General features: G+C 37.5%; 18 protein-coding genes. 16 read left to right on the top strand and 2 right to left on the bottom strand.

Annotation, left to right across the window (positions count from 1 at the left end):
- Nucleotides 1–737 (bottom strand): IS110 family RNA-guided transposase (locus tag AC0KSB_RS14640; RefSeq protein WP_472310497.1); only part of this gene is annotated, 737 nt, incomplete at its 3' end.
- A gap of 288 nt (nucleotides 738–1,025) precedes the next feature.
- Here AC0KSB_RS14640 and AC0KSB_RS14635 point away from each other — a divergent pair.
- The 11 genes from AC0KSB_RS14635 to trxA all read left to right on the top strand — a co-directional run bounded on the left by AC0KSB_RS14635 (nucleotide 1,026) and on the right by trxA (nucleotide 12,183).
- Nucleotides 1,026–1,232 (top strand): hypothetical protein, encoded by a 207-nt coding sequence (locus AC0KSB_RS14635; RefSeq protein ID WP_472310496.1) that lies wholly within the window; start codon nucleotides 1,026–1,028, stop codon nucleotides 1,230–1,232.
- Nucleotides 1,233–1,332: 100 nt separating this feature from the next.
- Nucleotides 1,333–2,406 carry an aldose 1-epimerase family protein gene (locus tag AC0KSB_RS14630; RefSeq protein WP_472310495.1) on the top strand — a complete coding sequence of 358 codons (1,074 nt, stop codon included), beginning with the start codon at nucleotides 1,333–1,335 and terminating at the stop codon, nucleotides 2,404–2,406.
- 2 nt (nucleotides 2,407–2,408) lie between these two features.
- Entirely contained in the window at nucleotides 2,409–3,869 is a 1,461-nt protein-coding gene (locus AC0KSB_RS14625) for an FAD-dependent oxidoreductase (RefSeq protein WP_472310494.1), read from the top strand.
- A complete protein-coding gene (locus AC0KSB_RS14620; protein ID WP_472310493.1) occupies nucleotides 3,853–5,196 on the top strand; it encodes an NAD(P)/FAD-dependent oxidoreductase in 1,344 nt (447 codons plus the stop codon). The genes AC0KSB_RS14625 and AC0KSB_RS14620 overlap by 17 nt, the downstream gene beginning before the upstream one ends.
- Nucleotide 5,197: 1 nt before the next feature.
- A complete protein-coding gene (locus tag AC0KSB_RS14615) occupies nucleotides 5,198–5,584 on the top strand; it encodes a DUF1667 domain-containing protein (protein ID WP_472310492.1) in 387 nt (128 codons plus the stop codon).
- Between the two features lie 102 nt (nucleotides 5,585–5,686).
- Complete coding sequence (locus AC0KSB_RS14610) at nucleotides 5,687–6,922, top strand: coproporphyrinogen-III oxidase family protein (protein WP_472310491.1); 1,236 nt, start codon at nucleotides 5,687–5,689, stop codon at nucleotides 6,920–6,922.
- 171 nt (nucleotides 6,923–7,093) lie between these two features.
- Entirely contained in the window at nucleotides 7,094–7,531 is a 438-nt protein-coding gene (locus AC0KSB_RS14605; protein WP_472310490.1) for a MarR family winged helix-turn-helix transcriptional regulator, read from the top strand.
- 44 nt (nucleotides 7,532–7,575) lie between these two features.
- A complete protein-coding gene (locus AC0KSB_RS14600; RefSeq protein ID WP_472310489.1) occupies nucleotides 7,576–9,435 on the top strand; it encodes an MATE family efflux transporter in 1,860 nt (619 codons plus the stop codon).
- A 342-nt stretch (nucleotides 9,436–9,777) separates the two neighbouring features.
- Nucleotides 9,778–11,181: a sn-glycerol-1-phosphate dehydrogenase gene (locus tag AC0KSB_RS14595; RefSeq protein ID WP_472310488.1), complete on the top strand. Its 1,404-nt coding sequence runs from the start codon at nucleotides 9,778–9,780 to the stop codon at nucleotides 11,179–11,181.
- A 24-nt stretch (nucleotides 11,182–11,205) separates the two neighbouring features.
- Entirely contained in the window at nucleotides 11,206–11,736 is a 531-nt protein-coding gene (locus tag AC0KSB_RS14590; RefSeq protein WP_472310487.1) for an HD domain-containing protein, read from the top strand.
- A 117-nt stretch (nucleotides 11,737–11,853) separates the two neighbouring features.
- Entirely contained in the window at nucleotides 11,854–12,183 is a 330-nt protein-coding gene (trxA, locus tag AC0KSB_RS14585; RefSeq protein ID WP_472310486.1) for a thioredoxin, read from the top strand.
- 125 nt (nucleotides 12,184–12,308) lie between these two features.
- On the opposite strand, the gene AC0KSB_RS14580 is transcribed toward trxA, so the two are convergent.
- A complete protein-coding gene (locus tag AC0KSB_RS14580) occupies nucleotides 12,309–12,884 on the bottom strand; it encodes a rhodanese-like domain-containing protein (RefSeq protein ID WP_472310485.1) in 576 nt (191 codons plus the stop codon).
- Between the two features lie 218 nt (nucleotides 12,885–13,102).
- Here AC0KSB_RS14580 and AC0KSB_RS14575 point away from each other — a divergent pair, with 218 nt between their 5' ends.
- From AC0KSB_RS14575 to AC0KSB_RS14555, 5 genes are all read left to right on the top strand, one after another.
- Complete coding sequence (locus AC0KSB_RS14575; protein ID WP_472310484.1) at nucleotides 13,103–13,780, top strand: Crp/Fnr family transcriptional regulator; 678 nt, start codon at nucleotides 13,103–13,105, stop codon at nucleotides 13,778–13,780.
- 349 nt (nucleotides 13,781–14,129) lie between these two features.
- The gene (locus AC0KSB_RS14570; protein ID WP_472310483.1) at nucleotides 14,130–15,593 is read left to right on the top strand and encodes an aminotransferase class I/II-fold pyridoxal phosphate-dependent enzyme; all 1,464 of its coding nucleotides are present in this window, start codon (nucleotides 14,130–14,132) and stop codon (nucleotides 15,591–15,593) included.
- Between the two features lie 98 nt (nucleotides 15,594–15,691).
- Nucleotides 15,692–16,573: an agmatinase gene (gene speB, locus AC0KSB_RS14565; protein WP_472310482.1), complete on the top strand. Its 882-nt coding sequence runs from the start codon at nucleotides 15,692–15,694 to the stop codon at nucleotides 16,571–16,573.
- A 109-nt stretch (nucleotides 16,574–16,682) separates the two neighbouring features.
- A complete protein-coding gene (locus AC0KSB_RS14560; protein WP_472310481.1) occupies nucleotides 16,683–17,051 on the top strand; it encodes a hypothetical protein in 369 nt (122 codons plus the stop codon).
- Nucleotides 17,041–18,894: a B12-binding domain-containing radical SAM protein gene (locus tag AC0KSB_RS14555; RefSeq protein ID WP_472310480.1), complete on the top strand. Its 1,854-nt coding sequence runs from the start codon at nucleotides 17,041–17,043 to the stop codon at nucleotides 18,892–18,894. The genes AC0KSB_RS14560 and AC0KSB_RS14555 overlap by 11 nt, the downstream gene beginning before the upstream one ends.
- Nucleotides 18,895–18,982 lie beyond the last annotated feature (88 nt).

Raw genomic sequence — 18,982 nt, 5'->3', positions numbered from 1 at the left:
AGCAAATCCGCAGCAAACTGTAAATCTTCAATATGAGAATCGAGCTCTGCAATGTGTGAGGTGCACGACCGAATCTTCTGTGCTTGAATGTCATCAATCGAGCCGTTCAAGCTTTCGGAGATCTGTTCTGCTTTTTTCTTCAGCGAGCCGTGTAGGAACGGCAGAACATCAAAAGACGTATCTTTTGGCTGCTGCAACAACTGATTAATAAGAGCCTGAGCAGATTTTCCGAAAGTATCCGACACAACAGATGCCAATTGCACATTGGAGACTGTCAGCGCATTCTGATAGCGGTTTTTTTCACTGCTTTTCATGGAGACAAGCTTTGTGCGGTAACGCATGACTTCTCTTAGGTCACGAATGGCTTTTTCAGGGATAAAGCTTGCTTTAACAAGTCCGTGCTTAAAGAGATCCGCAATCCATACAGAGTCTTTTCTGTCAGTTTTCTTCCCTCGTAAGGATTTAACATACTTAGGGTGAGCAAGTATGACTTCGCAAGTTAACTCCAATACATTGTAAACGGGAATCCAGTATTTTCCTGTAGACTCCATACACACATCGGTACATTGGTTGTCAAGAAGCCATTTTGACAGATTCTCTAAGTCTTTAGTAAAGGTAGAAAAGCGTTTGGTTTGATAAGTTGTCACGCTGGATCGGTCAGTAGATGCAATGGTGGCAACGAGAAAGGTTTTGTGAACGTCAATACCACAGCAAATAGGGAATACGATTTTTAGCATAAACACCACCTCTCTGGATAAATATATTCGGCAGACAGACAGTGACTGCCACCCCGTTTAACAAGAGATTTGTTTATACAAAGATAAAACTACGTGGTCAATGCCACACTTATTTGTGCTTGAGGGGGGTTGGCGGCACATATAAAAATGCGGTCTTCCCTTGAGGAGACGCACTCACCTCCTCGTGCTCTGTAGTATGTCTGTCCGACCACTTAAATTATAACGCTCAAAGCCGACGATTCATATCGTTTTGTGCCTTGAGCGAAAGCGAAAGGAATGGTTATAAAAATGAGTAATAATCCAAACGGTATAAAAAACAGTTATGTGAAAGAAAGTCTAATACTAGCTTTTGCTATTATCGTTGCAGGAGTGAGTTTTGGGGCAGCTATTAGATATGGTTTCGAAAGTTTGGGTAGTTCATTGTTTAATATCAGTACTTCATTAAATCAAATATCTCAAGCTCTTGAAAGTATTGCTGAGGGGCTAATCTCTTGAATTTCTCTAAGTAAATTTTGCTTAACAGATATTAAGTCCATCGTTGCTGATATCGTGATATAATCAGTAGCGGTGGATTATTCTGTTGGAGGTATTTAATATGTCAGTAAATTTTGATCAATTTAATTTCGATAATCTTTATGATTGGACTGGTTCTACTGATCAGTTTTTCAGTATTCGCAGGCTTATACTGGCTGATGGGCCGGCTGCAGGCCTGCAGATGATAGAGGTAATTACTGCTGGAGGAATTCGTGCCCTTCTTTGTGAAAGCAGAGCTTTAGATATTTATGAGTTGCATTTTAAGGGTGTTAATCTTGGGTTTATGTCTAAAAATGGTTTGGCTGGGGCTGATCGCAGTTGGCTCACTCCTGGTGAGTTTCAAAAAACATGGCCAGCCGGCTTTCTTGCAACCTGCGGGTTAAGAAATACCGGGCCTGATACAACTGAAGGCACAGATTATCATCCTTTGCATGGCCGAATAGGACAGACTTCTGCTGAAATAATATCTATTGGCATAGATAAGGAAAATATGGTTTTGACTATAAGCGGTCAAATCCAGGAGAGTGCTCTGTTTGGGCATAATTTGATTGTAGAACGATCAATCAGTTTTGATCTTAAAGGTAGTAAAATAAAGTTAAGTGATAAAATATATAACAGATCTGCTGAATCTGAACCTGTTTTTCTGCTTTACCATATAAATTTTGGTTTTCCTTTTTTGTCACCAAAGCTAAAAGTTAAGTATCCCGAAGGTAAGGTGATACCTAGAACCGAAGAAGCAGAAAAAGGATTAGACAAACATAAAGAGATAACAGAACCAGTAGATGGTTGTCCTGAACAGGTTTTTTTCCATGTACCGTCTCAGGTAAATGTGGATTTGAAAAAACAGCTTCCTTTGGCTGAATATCCAAAACATGATACTCCTGATAATATTGCAAAAGTCTGCCTTGAAAATAAAGAAATGAGAGTAAAGGCAGTTTTAAGCTGGAACTGGTCGGAATTACCGGTGCTTTCACAGTGGAAATCGATGAAATCAGGTGATTATGCTCTAGGTATTGAACCGGGAAACACTTTGCTTAGAGGACGCCAGGAAGAGTTAAAAATCGGAGGATCGCCGCAGCTTGCCGGACGCAGTAGTATGAATGCCGGTTTTGAATTGGTTTGTGAGCAAATCTGATTATGAATACTAGTTATGATGTATGTATAATAGGTGGCGGTGTGGTCGGCTGCGCGATTGCCAGAGAGTTATCGCGATATGAGTTGAGTATTGTCCTTCTGGAAAAACAAAGTGATATTTCGGAGGGTACGACAAAAGCAAATAGTGCTATTGTACATTCTGGTTATGATGCCAAACCTGGAACTAAAAAGGCTGAGTATAATGTCAAAGGCAGTAAAATATTTGAACAATGGTGTTTGGAATTAGATGTGCCTTATAGATGTAATACTTCCCTTGTGTTGTCTTTTGAACAGCAAGGGCTCACAGATCTTGAAAAATTGCTAAACAGGGGCAAAACTAATGGTGTAGAAGGTTTGTCAATCATCAATCGTAATCAATTAATAGAAAGAGAGCCTTTAATCGGTACGCAAGCTTGCCATGCTTTGCTTGCTGAAAAAGGTGCCATCTGTAGCCCATATGATCTAACAATCAGACTGGCCGAACATTCTGTTGTAAATGGAGTAGAGATAGTCAGAAACTGTTTTGTTAGCGCTGTTACAAGAACAGAAAAAACTTTTCTGGTAGAAACTTCCATTGGCAAAATAAATTCCCGAATAATTGTCAACGCAGCAGGAGTATATGCTGACCAGATAAACAATCAGATTAGTGAGGATAAATTTAAGATAATAGCAAGACGTGGAGAATACTGGATGCTTGATAAAGCCTGCGGTCCTGTTTTTGATGCCACAATTTTTCAACTGCCGACAAAAATGGGTAAAGGTGTACTTATTACACCTACTGTTGAAGGAACAATTATTATAGGTCCTTCAGCAGAGGATATAGAAGACAAAGACGATGTAAGTACTACTGAGAATATGCTTGAACATATTTTGAAAGTGGCCTCAAGAAGTTGGCAGAACATCCCGAGAACACATTTTATTACTGCCTTTGCTGGATTGCGTGCACATTGTGACCGCGATGATTTTATTATCGGATCGTCAAAAGATATTCCGGGTTATTATCTGGCTGCCGGGATTGAATCTCCTGGACTTACTGCTGCCCCAGCAATAGCTATTGACTTGGCAAATCAGATAGCATTGGATGCACAAGCTGTTAAGAAGTCTGATTTCAATCCACCGCCTAAGGCAATGATCTTTTTTAGAGATCAGAATAATGATGCAAGATCAAAACTTATTAATGAAAATTCTCAATATGGACATATAATATGCCGCTGCGAACAGGTAAGCGAAGCCGAAATCAGGCAGGCAGTTAAAAGACCAGTGGGAGCAACTACCGTAGATGGTGTTAAAAGACGCACAAGAGCAGGTATGGGTCGTTGTCAGGGCGGGTTTTGCCTGCCGCATGTGTTAAAAATATTGTCAGAAGAGACTGGTATACCATTTTCAGAAATCACAAAAATGGGTGGTGCTTCAAAAATTATTACCGGTAGGCCTGGAGGTATTTTAGATGAGCATCAGGACTGACGAACAGATTTTGTTGGACATGGTTATTATTGGCGCCGGGCCTGCAGGTATGGCTGCTGCTCTTTCGGCATGGGAAAATGGCTGCCGCAATATGTTGGTGCTTGAAAGAGACAATGATACCGGTGGCATTTTGCAGCAATGCATACATAATGGTTTTGGACTACATTATTTTAAGGAAGAGCTTACCGGTCCCGAATATGCGCATAAATTTGCTCAAAAAATAAAAAGCACTGATATTCCGGTCAGATGCAATACGATGGTAATAAGCTTAACTACTGATAAAAAATCCGGTCTGCATACTATAACAGCAGTTAGTCCGGAATACGGCTTATGTTTAATACAGGCTAAAACAGTTATATTAGCTATGGGTTGTCGTGAAAGACCAAGAGGAGCAATAGGAATTCCAGGCAGCAGATGCGCAGGAATTATGACTACCGGAACTGCCCAGCGTCTGGTTAATCGTGATGGCTTAATGCCAGGCAAAAAAATTATCATTCTTGGTTCTGGCGATATTGGTCTTATAATGGCACGCAGATTGACTTTTGAAGGAGCTCAGGTACTAGCATGTATTGAGTTAATGCCATTTTCCAGCGGACTTACAAGAAATGTTGTTCAATGTCTGCATGATTTTAATATACCATTAATGTTAAATCATACTGTTATAGATATTGAAGGCAAAGAAAGAGTAACTCATGTCACTATTGCTCAGGTAGATCCTGAAACTAAAAAACCTCTTCAACAAACTAAAAAACGGATTGAATGCGATACCTTGCTTTTGTCTGTGGGGCTTATACCGGAAAATGAATTATCGAGACAGGCAGGGGTGAAAATTGACGCAATAACCCAAGGGCCGATTGTAGATCAGAATCTTCATACCACTGTGCCTGGTATATTTGCCTGCGGCAATGTTTTACATGTTCACGATCTGGTAGATTTTGTCTCAGAAGAATCAGAACTTGCTGGTAAAAATGCCTGGAGGTATTGCTGTGATTTTTTGCCGGATAAGAAGAGCTATACTTTATCTGAAAACTTTTCAGATCAGATCGTTTATGTGGCAGTACATGCCGGGCAAGGTGTTCGAGGTCTTGTACCTCAGTGTTTGACTGCAAATTTCCATTCTCAGGACATTAAAATATCTTTTAGACCTGATAAAGTATATAAAAATGCACGTGTGAAGATGTATTTTAATAAACAACTGATAAAAATTCAAAATAAACAAATTTTGACGCCTGGCGAAATGGTGACAATCGTGATGAAGAAGGAAAAATTATCTGACATACAGTTTGAGGAAAGCAATATATTGTTTATTGCAATAGAAGGGGAATAATGTGGAAACTCTGACTTGTATCGGCTGTCCAATGGGCTGCCGATTGGAAGTAGAAATTAAAGAAACAGATAAAGGGCCGGAAATAATAGATATTAAAGGCTATGTTTGTAATCGTGGCTTAAAATATGCTCAAGATGAAGTAACAAACCCCCAAAGGATGCTTACTACGATCATAATTTTACCGAATGCTTCAAAGCCCTTAAGTGTTAGAACAAGCAAGCCTATTCCTAAAAACATGATTTTTCAATGTCTGCAAATAATACATACGCTTAGACCTGAGCTGCCTGTTAGAATTGGTGATTGCATTTTGTCAGATCTGGCAGGGACAGGAGTAGATGTGATTGCTACCTGTAGTCTTGATAATACATTTGTAGAAAAGCAGAAATAATCGCGACTTGATTTTGGTTTATTAAAATTTTGTGATTAGATAGTGCTTTGATTTTATTGTGCATAATAGTGTATAGGTAAGGATATGAGTATAATAACAAATATGACAAGAATGTGGCTGACCAGATCAACTAAGCCATTTATCTTCGAAAATGAATATTATCAACAATTACCATTTTCAGATTGTGGCAATCTAGGTCTTTTTGTGCATATTCCGTTTTGTAAAAGTATTTGTAACTTTTGTCCTTATTGCAAAGTCAAATACTCGAAAGTATTATGTGACCAATACATAGATGCTCTGATTCGGGAAATCCATCTTGTAGGCAAGCAACATAAGGGCAAAAAGACAACTACAAGTTTATACTTTGGTGGTGGTACACCTGCTCTTGTCGTTGATCGCCTCAAAGAAGTTATTGATGCTATTGAAGAAAATTTTATTATTACAGAGGGCATCGGAGTTGAACTGCATCCCGACAATGTGGAATCGTCTGTTTTGCGAGTCTTAAAAGATGTAGGAGTAACAAAAATCAGTATCGGAATACAGTCATTTCAGAAAAAGTTTCAGAACATCTTAGGCAGAACAAATGTCAATATCGTCGCATTAAAGGAAGCATTATCTGAAGTTGCTTTTGAAACGGTCTCAATGGATTTTATCTTTGCGCTACCTACACAGACATTAAATGATTTGAAAACAGATATAAATACTGCGTTCCAAAATGGTGCAAATCATGTAGCAATTTATCCGTTTATTGATTTCACTTTTACCACAAGCAAAGTAACACCAATGTCTAAAAAAGAAAAACGCGCTTTGCTGGATGCAATTACTCTGTATTGTATAGAGCAGGGATATACTCGTAGCTCTATTTGGACTTTCTCAAACGATCAAAATGCAAAGTATTCGTCCATGACCAGAGATAACTTTTTGGGGTTTGGCTGTTCTGCAACAACACTTTTGAAAGACCATTTTAAGATCAATACATTTTCTGTTGAAGAATATTGTAAAAGGATTGATGAAGGAATCCCTCCGACATCCCTGACGATCCGCTTTTCATTAAGACAGCGAATGGTTTACTATTTGTTTTGGACAGCATACAGTACAAAAATAAATGCCAACGATTTTGAAAGATTTTTTGGTGTATCCTTAAAAAGTATGTATAATGTGGAGTTAAAAATCGCAAAGATGCTTGGTTTTATCATCGAGGAAAATAATGAATATAGCATGACACTAAAAGGCGCCTTTTATTATCATTACTACGAAAATTTTTATACGCTGGCGTATATTGACAAAATGTGGGGTATCATGCGTAAAGAGGCATTTCCTGCCAAAATAGAGCTCTGATGAATCAAGCCGTGAATTATTGATAATGTGGTAAAACAAAACCCCTGGCTTTAGCTATGGGGAGTGTCAAAGCGCTTATCTATTTAGTTATAGATTTTCATGAAATCTATTGACAATAGTATGATTTCGTACTATTATCAAAGGTACGAAATCATACTTGGAGGTTTAGAAATGACTAAAAAGAGATTTGATGAAATACATAGAATAAATTATTTGACTTCTGAAATGGAAGCCCTATATCATAAGGCTTCCTTGAAACTTGGCATTACAGATAGTGTTTCCATTGTGTTATATACTATCTACGATACAGGAGAAAATTGTTTGCTTAGCGATATTTATAAGAAATCGGGAATCAGTAAGCAGACTGTAAACTCAGCTATTCGCGGTTTGGAGAATGATGGCATTCTCTACTTAGAACAATACACAGGTAGAGCGAAAAAAATTTTCTTAACAGAAAAGGGCAAGTCCTATGTAAATAAAACTGTGGCGAAGCTCTATGAAGCGGAAGTACAGGCTTTTGAATCCTGGTCAACACAAGAAATCGACACATACATTCGTCTGATGGAAAAATATACGGATTGTTTTCGCAAGCAAATTGATACTTTATAAAATCTTTTGCCGTCTATAAATAATTATGAATTAAGAGGGAAATAATGACGATACAGCTTTCAGACCGTTTTACCTATGGTAAACTGATAAAATTCACACTACCATCCATTGCCATGATGATTTTCACATCTATATACAGTGTGGTGGATGGTTTCTTTGTTTCTAATTATGCAGGCAAAATGGCATTTTCTGCAGTCAATCTGATCATGCCATTTTTGATGATCGTAGCTACAGTTGGCTTCATGTTTGGCACCGGAGGAACTGCGATTGTTGCAAATGTATTTGGTGCTGGTGATAAGGAAGAGGCAAATCGATATTTTTCTCTGTTTGTGTATGTGGCTTTTACTCTCGGTGTCCTGTTCGCTATCTTAGGTTTCGTATTTATTCGTCCAATTGCTACACTGCTTGGAGCAAAAGGTGAGTTGCTTGAGTATTGTATTGTTTACGGACGAATAATTCTTCTGACTTTACCATTTTTTGTATTACAGCTTGTGTTTCAAAGTTTTTTTGTAGCAGCTTCAAAGCCCCGGCTCGGTCTTTTTGTGACGGGAGCAGCCGGTGTTGCCAATATGATTTTGGATGCGGTTTTAGTAGTTTCTCTGCCACTGGAATATAAGTTGGCAGGAGCAGCTATAGCTACAGCTGTCAGCCAGTTTATAGGAGGTGTTATTCCGCTTATCTATTTTTCACGAAAAAACAGCAGTTTTCTTCGCCTTGGCAAAACTAATTTCGATGGTAAGGCAATTATCAAGGCTTGTACCAATGGTTCTTCCGAGTTTATGAATAATGTTTCCATGAGTATCGTGGGAATGCTTTATAATATACAGCTTCTGAAATTCTCTGGAGAAAACGGCGTGGCAGCTTACGGTGTCATGATGTATGTCAGCATGGTTTTTTCGGCTACATTTGTGGGCTACTCGATAGGGATTGCACCTGTATTTTCTTATAATGATGGTGCAAGAAATTATGACGAACTAAGAGGCCTTTTGAAAAAAAGCCTTCGTCTAATTGCTGTTAGTGGAATCTTTATGGTAACTGCTGCACAAATTTTTGCTGTTCCGCTGGCACAAATATTCGTGGGTTATAATAAGGAACTGATGGATCTGACTGTTTCCGGGTTCCGTATTTTTGCTATTGCATTTCCTTTTATGGGTTTTGCAATTTTCGGTTCAGGCTTCTTTACTTCTATGAACGATGGATTAACCTCTGCTTTGATTTCCTTCTTACGGACATTGTTGTTCCAACTAGGTGCCGTTCTGCTTCTCCCATTAATTTGGGGGATTGATGGTATTTGGATTTCCATTGTTGTAGCTGAAGTAATGGCAGTTATGTTAACACTAGTATTTCTCATAGTAAAACGGAAAAAGTATCATTATTCTGTAAAAGGAGCGTCATACATGAATTTTAAGTTATTACCCGTCAATCAAGAAGATTTGAAAGATTATAAAAAGGATATGCAAGAGGCCTTCCAAAAAGGTGCCGCTGCGGAGTTTTCTGATATGGACATTGAAATACTTCCTGAAAAAGAAATTGACAGTGTATTATCAAAAGCAGATGCATTTGCTTACAAAGCAATAGTAGATGGTGAAATGGTTGGTGGTGCAATTGTTGTAATTGAGAAAGAAACTCAACATAATCATCTTGATTTTCTCTATGTAAAATATGGAACTCAGAGTCGTGGAGTGGGAAAAGCAATTTGGAAAGAGATTGAAAAACTCTACCCTGAAACAAAAGTTTGGGAGACTGCCACCCCATATTTTGAAAAACGAAATATTCATTTTTATGTAAATCGCTGCGGTTTTCACATAGTAGAATTCTTTAATCCCCAGCACAAAGATCCCAATACGCCTGAAGATATGTTAGGAGGAGATTATTTCTTCCGCTTTGAAAAGGAGATGAGATAAAGGTTCACTTTAGATGGGTGAAAATCCAGTTCTAGAATAAGAATTTTAGGGTAAATAAATATATAAGAGGTATGAGAATCTATTTGGTTATATAAAACTGCCAATAAAACCCCGTCCGCTTAAGACGGCGATGAATTGGCATAATAATTTTTAAAACACTCGATATGTTCGAAATATGACAGTATAATGTACAAGTAGACAGAAAAATTTATACCAACTATTGGTAACGTTTCTGCTGAAACAATCAAGAAATATATTGTAGAACAAAAAAGAAGAGTATCCTTTTCTTAGAGAATCTTTCTCACAGTCCTTAAAGAAATTCAAAACAAATCTGGAGGTAATATGTCTGAACAACTGGAAGCTTATGCGCATAAACACTGGCTTTGCGAATGTGGTAAAAAACACTTAACCGATATAAAAAGAGTGATTGTGCAACAAGATGCCTTACAGGTATTGCCCCAATTATTGAAGATAAATCAAATTCAAGAGTTCGATGATCAAAACAATAGAATCCGAATTCTTCTGATTGCAGATAATATAACTGCAGAAAAAGGCCTGGATAATCTGGAAAAAATATGTAACTCTCATGGTTATAAGACAAAGATATGTATATTAAAAAGTCAAAATGACCTTGTCCCTGATGAAATCAGTGTTTTTAATCTTCTATCTGCTATTGATTATGATATTCAGCTAATGATCGCTTTAGGATCTGGCACAATTAACGATATTACAAGATACGTGAGTTATAAAACACAAATCCCTTATTATATTGTAGCAACAGCACCTTCAATGGATGGATATGCTTCTACCGTTGCTCCTTTAATTCACAATAATATGAAAATAACATATGAAGCATGGGGTTCCGCGGCAATTATAGCTGATTTAGATATGCTTGCAAATAGTCCGCAAGTAATGCTTGCTGCAGGTTTGGGTGATCTCCTGGGTAAATACTCTGCTTTGGCTGATTGGTATATGGGTAGTTTGATCGAAGATGAGTATCATTGTAAATATATTTCTGATCTTGTATTGGAAACTGTTGATCAGACACTTGATAAAAGTTCTGCTATAGCAAGAAGAGATCCTGAAGCTGTAGGGCTTATAATGAATGGTCTGATAATGACAGGTATAGCAATGAGTTATGCAGGTAATTCAAGACCTGCATCTGGCAGTGAACATCATTTGTCGCATTTTTGGGAAATGCGGTTTTTACAACAAAATCAAAAGGCAGTTTTGCACGGAAGTAAAGTAGGTCTTGCCACAATATTGACTTGTTCACTATATTGGTATCTTGTTGATCTGAAACCGGATTTTGAATCTGCCATGCGGCGGCTTAATTCCTTATCTACAGGCAAAAATCAATCATGGGAAGATCAGATGAAAATATCTTATGGTAATGGTGCAGACGAAGTAATTGATCTGGAAGATAAAAGTCAGAAAAATGATCCGGAAAAAGCAGCTCTAAGAGTAAGCAGAATGAAAAAAGTTTGGCCACAGATCATAGAATATATCAAAAAATCTATTCCCAAGCCAGAGATAATACGGCAATCATTATCGGAAAATGGCGGTGCTGTTTATCCTGAAGATCTGGCAATTGACAGAGATCTTGTCGTAGAGGCTGTCAGATACGCAAAAGAACTCAGAAACAGATATTCTGTTTTACAGCTTTACTGGGATTTAAATATAATGGATGAGGCAGAAAAAGTAATAGATTTGTGTTATTATCAGGCTATAGACAGTAATAGGTAATTAATTGATAAGGGTGATCAAAAGGTGAAAAAAAACAATAATTCTAATGATCAGGAAAATATGGAAAAGGAATTTGAAGTTTTCACTTCTGAGTTATTGCAGCATAAAGCTATTCAGAAGATGGATGATTTCATACATCACAATCAGGTAACAACATTGGAACATTGCCTGTCTGTGGCATATATGAGCTTTTGCATCAGCAAAAAACTTAAACTGGATAGTAAATCTGTTGCCAGAGGAGCTTTGCTGCATGATCTTTATTTATATGATTGGCACAAAATTAAACCGGTAGAAGGTTTGCACGGGTTTACTCATCCAGGAATTGCTTTGCGTAATGCTTCCGTTCATTTTGAGCTTAATCCAGTCGAAAAAGATATTATCGAAAAACATATGTGGCCTTTGACCTTATATGCACCTCGTTATAAAGAGTCTTTGTTGGTATGTTTGGTTGACAAGTATTGCGCTCTCATGGAGGTTTTGCATTATAGACGTAAAATAAGACTTGAAAAGTTTAAGAAAGCATTAATTATATTAGATAAAAGCTTTGTATCTTGAATTTATAACAAAAATAATCCAACCCAATATGCTCAGTAACATCATCACTGAGTGATCTGATTTTAATCAGTATAATCTAGTCATAAAATAATTAATTCCGAAAGGGGTCTGATAACTATGGCTGGAAAAAATGTACTGACTATTACTGAAGAAAATTTTGAACAAGAGGTATTAAAATCAGATGTGCCAGTTTTAATTGATTTTTGGGCAGCATGGTGTGCACCTTGCCGCATGATTGCTCCGACAATTGATGCTCTGGCTGATGAGATGGCAGGTAAAATAAAAGTAGGAAAGGTTAATGTTGATGAACAACCTGATCTGGCTTCTGCTTTTAAAGTAATGAGTATTCCTACACTTACCTTGTCCAAAGGTAAAGATGTGATTATGCAAAGTATTGGTGTAAAAAGCAAAGAAGCATTAGTACAGGAAATAGAAAATAAAATTTGATTTTTCTATCCATGTATTCCGTAAAGATGAATGATTGTTTAACCTGAATATTACTATCTTGTCTTTAATGAGTGAAAATCAGAATACGCTGTAAGCCATCAATATACAATGGTTTGCAGCGTTTTTTAAGCAGTTTCATAAGGCCAGTCATAAATGCCACCGAGATCATATAAAATACTAAAGCCATTTTCCTGCATGATTTGAGCTGCTATTGCGCTGCGTCTTCCGGTGCGACAGTAAATTATGATAGTTTTATCCTTCCATTCACTGATTTCATCAAGTCTTGAAGGCATAGACTCAACAGGAATCAGTACACTGCCGGGAATATGTATTTCTTCATATTCTGATTGTGTTCTTACGTCCAGCAATAATATTTCTTCATCTGAATCCAGCATTGATTTTGCTTTATCAGGCTTAATCAGTTCCATAATTATCTCCGTTGAATCTTCGGTGGTTTCTTTTGCAGTTGTGCTGTTTTCCACACTTGTTGTTTCCCTGGAGGTTTTTTCAGTAATATCACTTGTCGTTTCTGTATCATTATTATTTTGTTCGCCTGCATCTGTTGATGAATTTTGCTGGCAGCTACTTAACAAAAAGATGCTTAGAACAATTATCAGCGGTATAAAATATTTGATTTTACCCAAATAAAATTGTTTCGGCATACCTGTTTTGGGTGTATTTTCTTTTTTTATAATAGACATTCAAATCACCTTTTTCTAAACTGTATTATTTATTTAATAATTCTACTTAAATATTTTAATTGCCTTTTTAATATTATAATGAACTATTCCGATAACTTCTGACACACTTGTTTCTTTTTCTGTTAGAATTATTAAAAGATATCAGAAACATACTTATAGTTGAGGAATTTAAAATTAATAGAAAATTGAGATGCAGATATTAAGGTGGATATATTATTATGATAACTTCTGAACAGATAGCAAAGCTTGATAAACTATTTCCAGTTTTAACTGAATTAAAAGAAGATCAAAGACAATTGCTTTTTACACATGGTCAAATGGCAGATTTGCCAGCTTCTCAGATGCTTATGCAGCAGAATCAGCAATGCCAGTATGTTCCCTTGGTTTTATCTGGTGTACTGCGTGTTTATAAATTATCTCCTAACGGGAGAGAGATGACTCTTTTCCGAACAGGAGCGGGTGAAACCTGTCTGGTTTCGATTGCTTGCCAGTTAAAACAGGAGGATTTTCCAGCTCTTGCTCAGGTTGAGGAAGCTGCAACTTTGTTTATGCTGCCAATTTCGCTTTACCATGAGATTTTGGATAAGCAACCTGCCTGGAAAAATTTTTTGGTACTGACACTATATAGGCATTTAACTGAAACAATGGAAACCCTGGAGGCAGTTACTTTCGACCGTACCGATCATCGTCTGGCTAGTTGGTTGCTTGAACAAACAGGTGGGAAAATGGGTACTGTTAAAACCACACATGAAGCTATTGCGGTTGAGATAGGTACTGCAAGGGAAGTAGTTTCAAGATTATTGGGCGAGTTTAAGTCTAAAAAGACATTATCTCTGGGAAGAGGCAAGATTGAGATATTGAATCCTGACGAGCTAAAATCCATACGTGGTGATTGATTTTTAACCAGTGGCTTTGGTTATTTAACATAAGTCTGACAATTTGTTTTTTGATACTAAATTATATAATTTTTTTCGGGTTAAATTATGCATGTTGGCTAATTTATTTCTAAAATTGTATTTTATCGGCTTTAAGTTTAGTATAACTAAACTTAAATTTCATAAATATGAAAAAAAGTGTTGATTTTCTGTTTTACTGTGCTATAATCGCTAATTGTTCTCCCTGAATAATCGTCTGCAAATTCAGGGGTTAAACCTGCTTATTCTTTGTTGCGAAGTGCTTGATCGAAGCATTGATGTGACATTGTTCCTTTTAACAAAATTTTGCTTTGGGAGGGGATAAATTATAATGAAAAACAAGCACTTGCGCGCCCCGCTTTACGAGGCTTTGGAACAGTATACCAGGGAAGAACTGGTGCATTTTGATGTCCCTGGTCATAAAAAGCGTATGCATAGTGGTTTAGGTGAATACTACGGAGAAAGAATACTTGCTCTGGATGCAAATTCAACCAAGGCTCTGGACAATTTATCAAATCCTGATGGTGTCATCAAAGAAGCAGAAGCATTGCTGGCTGATGCTTATTGGGCTGATCATGCCTTTATGCTGGTTAATGGCTCTACCTTTGGTGTGCAGGCAATGATTATGTCGGTATGTTCGCCCAAGGATAAAATTCTTATGCCGAGGAATGTACATAAATCTGCCGTAAATGCAGTTATTCTTTCAGGTGCAATCCCTGTTTTTATTGATCCGGAAATAAATACTGATTATGGCATAGCTAATGGCGTCAGTTATGATCAGGTGAAAAAGGCAATTCAGGATAATCCTGATGCCAAGGCTATTTTCCTGATGAATCCTACTTATTTTGGCGTTGTATCTGATTTACGTGCCATTATAAAATTATGTCGCAGGCGTGGACTGCTGGTTGTTGTTGATGAGGCTCATGGTGCGCATTTCCCTTTTCACAATGATTTCCCAGAAAATGCTACTGCGCTTGGTGCTGATATGGCAACTGTTAGTTTACATAAAACAGGTGGATCGCTTACTCAAAGCTCAGCTCTATTGATTAATGAACGTAATCTGGATGTAAGTCAGGTCAGAACTGTGATTAACCTTATGCAGACGACAAGTGCTTCTTATCTTTTGATGTCCAGCATTGATATTGCAAGGCGTAATTTGGAGATCAACGGTACAAAAATATATAATAATTTATTTCCTATTATAGAGCAGGCAAAAATAGAGCTTAATAAAACTCAAGGTTTATCTGTTCTTACCAAAGATGATATTAATGGACAGGGTTTTTATGATTATGACGAATCAAAAATAGTTATAAGAGTAAATGATCTTGGTATGACTGGCTTTGAAGTTTATGATATGCTTAAAGATAAATATGGTATTCAAGTAGAGCTGGCAGAATCTTATGTCATACTGGCAATAGTAAGTATAGGTGATGATGAAGAAACAATCGGTCGTTTGGTTGCGGCAATGAAAGCAATTGCGGCAGATAATTACGGTCAGAAACAGCCCTTTTTACTTGAGCAGATAGATGCTTTTGAAAAACCAATGGCTGTTGTTTCTCCCAGAGATGCTTTTTACAGTCCTAAAAGGGAGATAAATATTAATGCATCGGTTGGTGAGATCTGTGCGGAGTCAATTATGATATATCCGCCCGGGATTCCGCTTGCCGTACCGGGCGAAAAAATCACTCAGGGTATTGTGGATCATTTTAATTTTTACCGTCAACAGCATTGTGTAATTATGCATAACTCAGATGACCCTGATCTGATACAGGTATTAGGTGAAATGGCTGTATAAGTACTGCTGATATAATTTGACAAACATAATTTAATATCTAAAGCTACTATTAGCAAAACTATTAGTAAAATGTTTTGCTAAAAAATAAAGGAGATGCCATGCCTGAAAACAAAATCCCATCAATGTTGAACTTAAAAATGCTTGGTTGTGAGGCTGACTATAAAGATTCCCTGGTGGTTCTGTTTGGAGCTCCTTATGATGGAACTTCATCTTTCCGGCCCGGTTCAAGATTCGGACCACAGGCTATGCGTCAGGATTCAATTGGCATGGAGACCTACAGCCCGTATCAGGATATAGAATTAAATGAAAATCTGGTATGTGATTTGGGAGATATAGATCTGCCCATGGGCAGCAGCACTGTTTCTCTTGAAATGATCAGGCAAATGACTGCAAAGATTTCTTTAGATGGTAAAATCCCCTTCATGCTTGGAGGCGAACATCTTGTTACTTTAGGTGCTTTTGATGTTTTGCTGCAAAAACATCCCGATCTTTGTCTTTTGCATTTTGATGCACATACGGATTTGCGTAATGACTATCTTGGGCAGGAACTTTCCCATGCTACTGTTGTTAAAAGAATATGGGATCTGACAGGCGATGGCAGAATTTTCCAGATGGGCATACGATCCGGAACAAAAGAAGAATTTGCCTTCGCAGCAGCTGGTCATACAGAATTTTTCCCTTTGAGGTTTGACTGTATTGATCAAATAGTTGAGGCTATTGGTGATCGACCTGTTTATCTGAGTGTTGATTTGGATGTTTATGATCCTTCTGTTATGCCAGGGACAGGAACTCCGGAGCCAGATGGTATTACATTCCGTCAGATGATGGATGTTATCCTGTCTTTACAGTCTTTACATCTGGTGGGTGCTGATATAGTAGAGTTGTCACCACATTATGATACAAGTGGTATATCCACGGCAATTGCTTTAAAGACAATGCGTGAATTGCTTTTACTTATACAAAAACAATACAGCAGGTAACAATATGCTGGTTTAACTATTACTAAATTTATGTATAATATTATCTGAGCTATATTGTTTATGATCTGACATAATTCAGACAACGAGGTTTCAGACCGGAGGTTGTATTGTGGAAGCACTCTCGGTTTCAGATATTACGAGGATTTTTCAAATGATCGGCATAATAATTGCCGGTCTTCTGATCTTGTTAATTATCACCCGCATGATTGTCTGGATATTGAGGCATGCTTTCCGCAAGAGAATGTCTGCTGACAACACTGACCTTATAGGACAGCAGGCTATAGTCAGAAGAACGGTACGCAGGCAAAGACCTGGTGAAATAGAATGTGAATGGAAGGGACAGCTTCTGACCGGACCTGCTATCAGTGAAGATACAATCCGCCCGGGGAAACCTGTTCTTATATATGCAGCCGAGCAAGAGTGCTTCAAGGTAAGACCTTTGGAATTTAACTATGTTGAAGGGAAATATGAACAGTAACAATTTGAAATCAAAATCTGCGCAGCCCCATAAGCTGCGCATTGTTTTGTGTGCTATAAATGCCAGATACAGTCATACAAGTTTATCAATCAGATTGCTGCGTCAAGCTTGTTTTAAAAAAACGGATGTAATTGCCGAGATTATAGCGACTGAATACACAATTAATGATCAGCCATCAGCTGTTTTGCAAAAACTATATGAACTGTCTGGGGATATCTATGCTTTTTCCTGCTATGTCTGGAACAGGGAATTAACTGAACAGATTTGCGGTGATTTAAGAAAAGTTAAACCAGACTGTACAATAATTATTGGCGGCCCGGAAGCTGCCTGGCAACCGGCGGAGATACTTGAACAGATAAAATCAGCTGATATTGTATTATCAGGTGAAGGAGAGATTAATTTCCCCCAGATAATAACCAGTCTTAATAATTATTATAATAGTTGTATTAATAAAGAGTCCGGCTATTATCGACCTGACAAAAGTATTTTATCGGCTGTTTGTGAGGATATTAGCGGAATTTCATGGATTGACCAGCAAGGAAATGTGAGAATAAATCCTGTTTCTTTGCAGCTTTCAAAGGGGGAGTGGCCTTTCCCATATATGTCTGAAGAATTATCCGAACTTTCTGAAAGAATACTATATTATGAAAGCAGCAGAGGTTGTCCTTTCGGCTGTACATACTGCATGTCGTCGAGGGATAGAACAGTAAGATACAGGCCGCTTGATCAAGTTTTTTCAGAGTTGGAATTACTGATAGATGCAGATGTAAAACTGGTAAAATTCGTTGACAGGACTTTTAACTGTAATCCCAAAAGATCTGCTGATATCTGGAACTGGTTAATAGAACAAAGTAAGACAAAAAGCTTTAGAACCAGATTCCATTTTGAAATTGCTGCCGATCTGATTGATGACATCAGTATTGAAATATTGAACAAAGCGCCGGGAAATTTATTTCAATTTGAAATAGGTGTGCAATCCTGCAGCAGTGATGTGTTGAATATTATCAACCGCAAATGTGATTTGCCATTGTTATTTAAGCGGGTTGAGCAATTAAGGGCGTTAAACACAATTCATTTGCATCTGGATTTGATCGCAGGTTTACCAACCGAAGATTTGCAGCAGTTTACAGTTAATTTTGATCAGGTTATAGCATTAAAACCGCATATGCTGCAATTAGGTTTTCTCAAAATTTTGCCGGGGAGCATTATATTTGAGCAGGCAAATAGTGCAAATATGATCTGGCGCGATAAACCACCATATGAGATATTGTCTTCTGATAAAATGAGCTTTGCAGATCTGATCAGATTAAAGAGAATCGAAAATCAACTTGATTGCTATTATAATAGCGGTAAATTTGAATTATCAATAAACTATCTTCTTCAACATGAAAAATCGGCTTTTGCCTTTTTTGCAGAACTTGCCGACTTTTATCTAGAAAACGGATGGGAAAAACGTCAAATAGGCAGACATGCAACTTGGGAACTTCTTCAAGCTTTTGTATTGTCCTACAGAACGGAATCAGATTCGGAGATTCTTAGGGATCATCTTGTGCTTGACTATATGAGAAGTGGACAAAAGGATTTGCCGGACTGGCAAAGTTCATTAGAATTATCGCAAGTGCAGGAAGATAAATTATTATTGTCCCAGGGCAAAGAAGTGATACGGCAAAAATATCCGAGGCTGAAGAGGTTTAGGATAGAAAAATTTAGCTGTAATCCTGAAATTCTTCTTGAAGGGATAGTTGAAAAAGGTAAGTGGTTGGCGGCTTTTGATCTTAGTGGCAAAAAAACTGTTAAGATCTGGCAGACAGAGATTATATGCTGCAGCAAAAAACTGATATAATAAAGAGGATGAGAAACTGCGTGCAGATAAGGTCAAAAAAAGAAATTTTTTAGTTGTAAAAAGACTAATTGTATTATGTATGATACAA

The organism is Ercella succinigenes (genome assembly GCF_900002895.1).
This window is presented reverse-complemented; position numbering and strand designations above follow the sequence as displayed.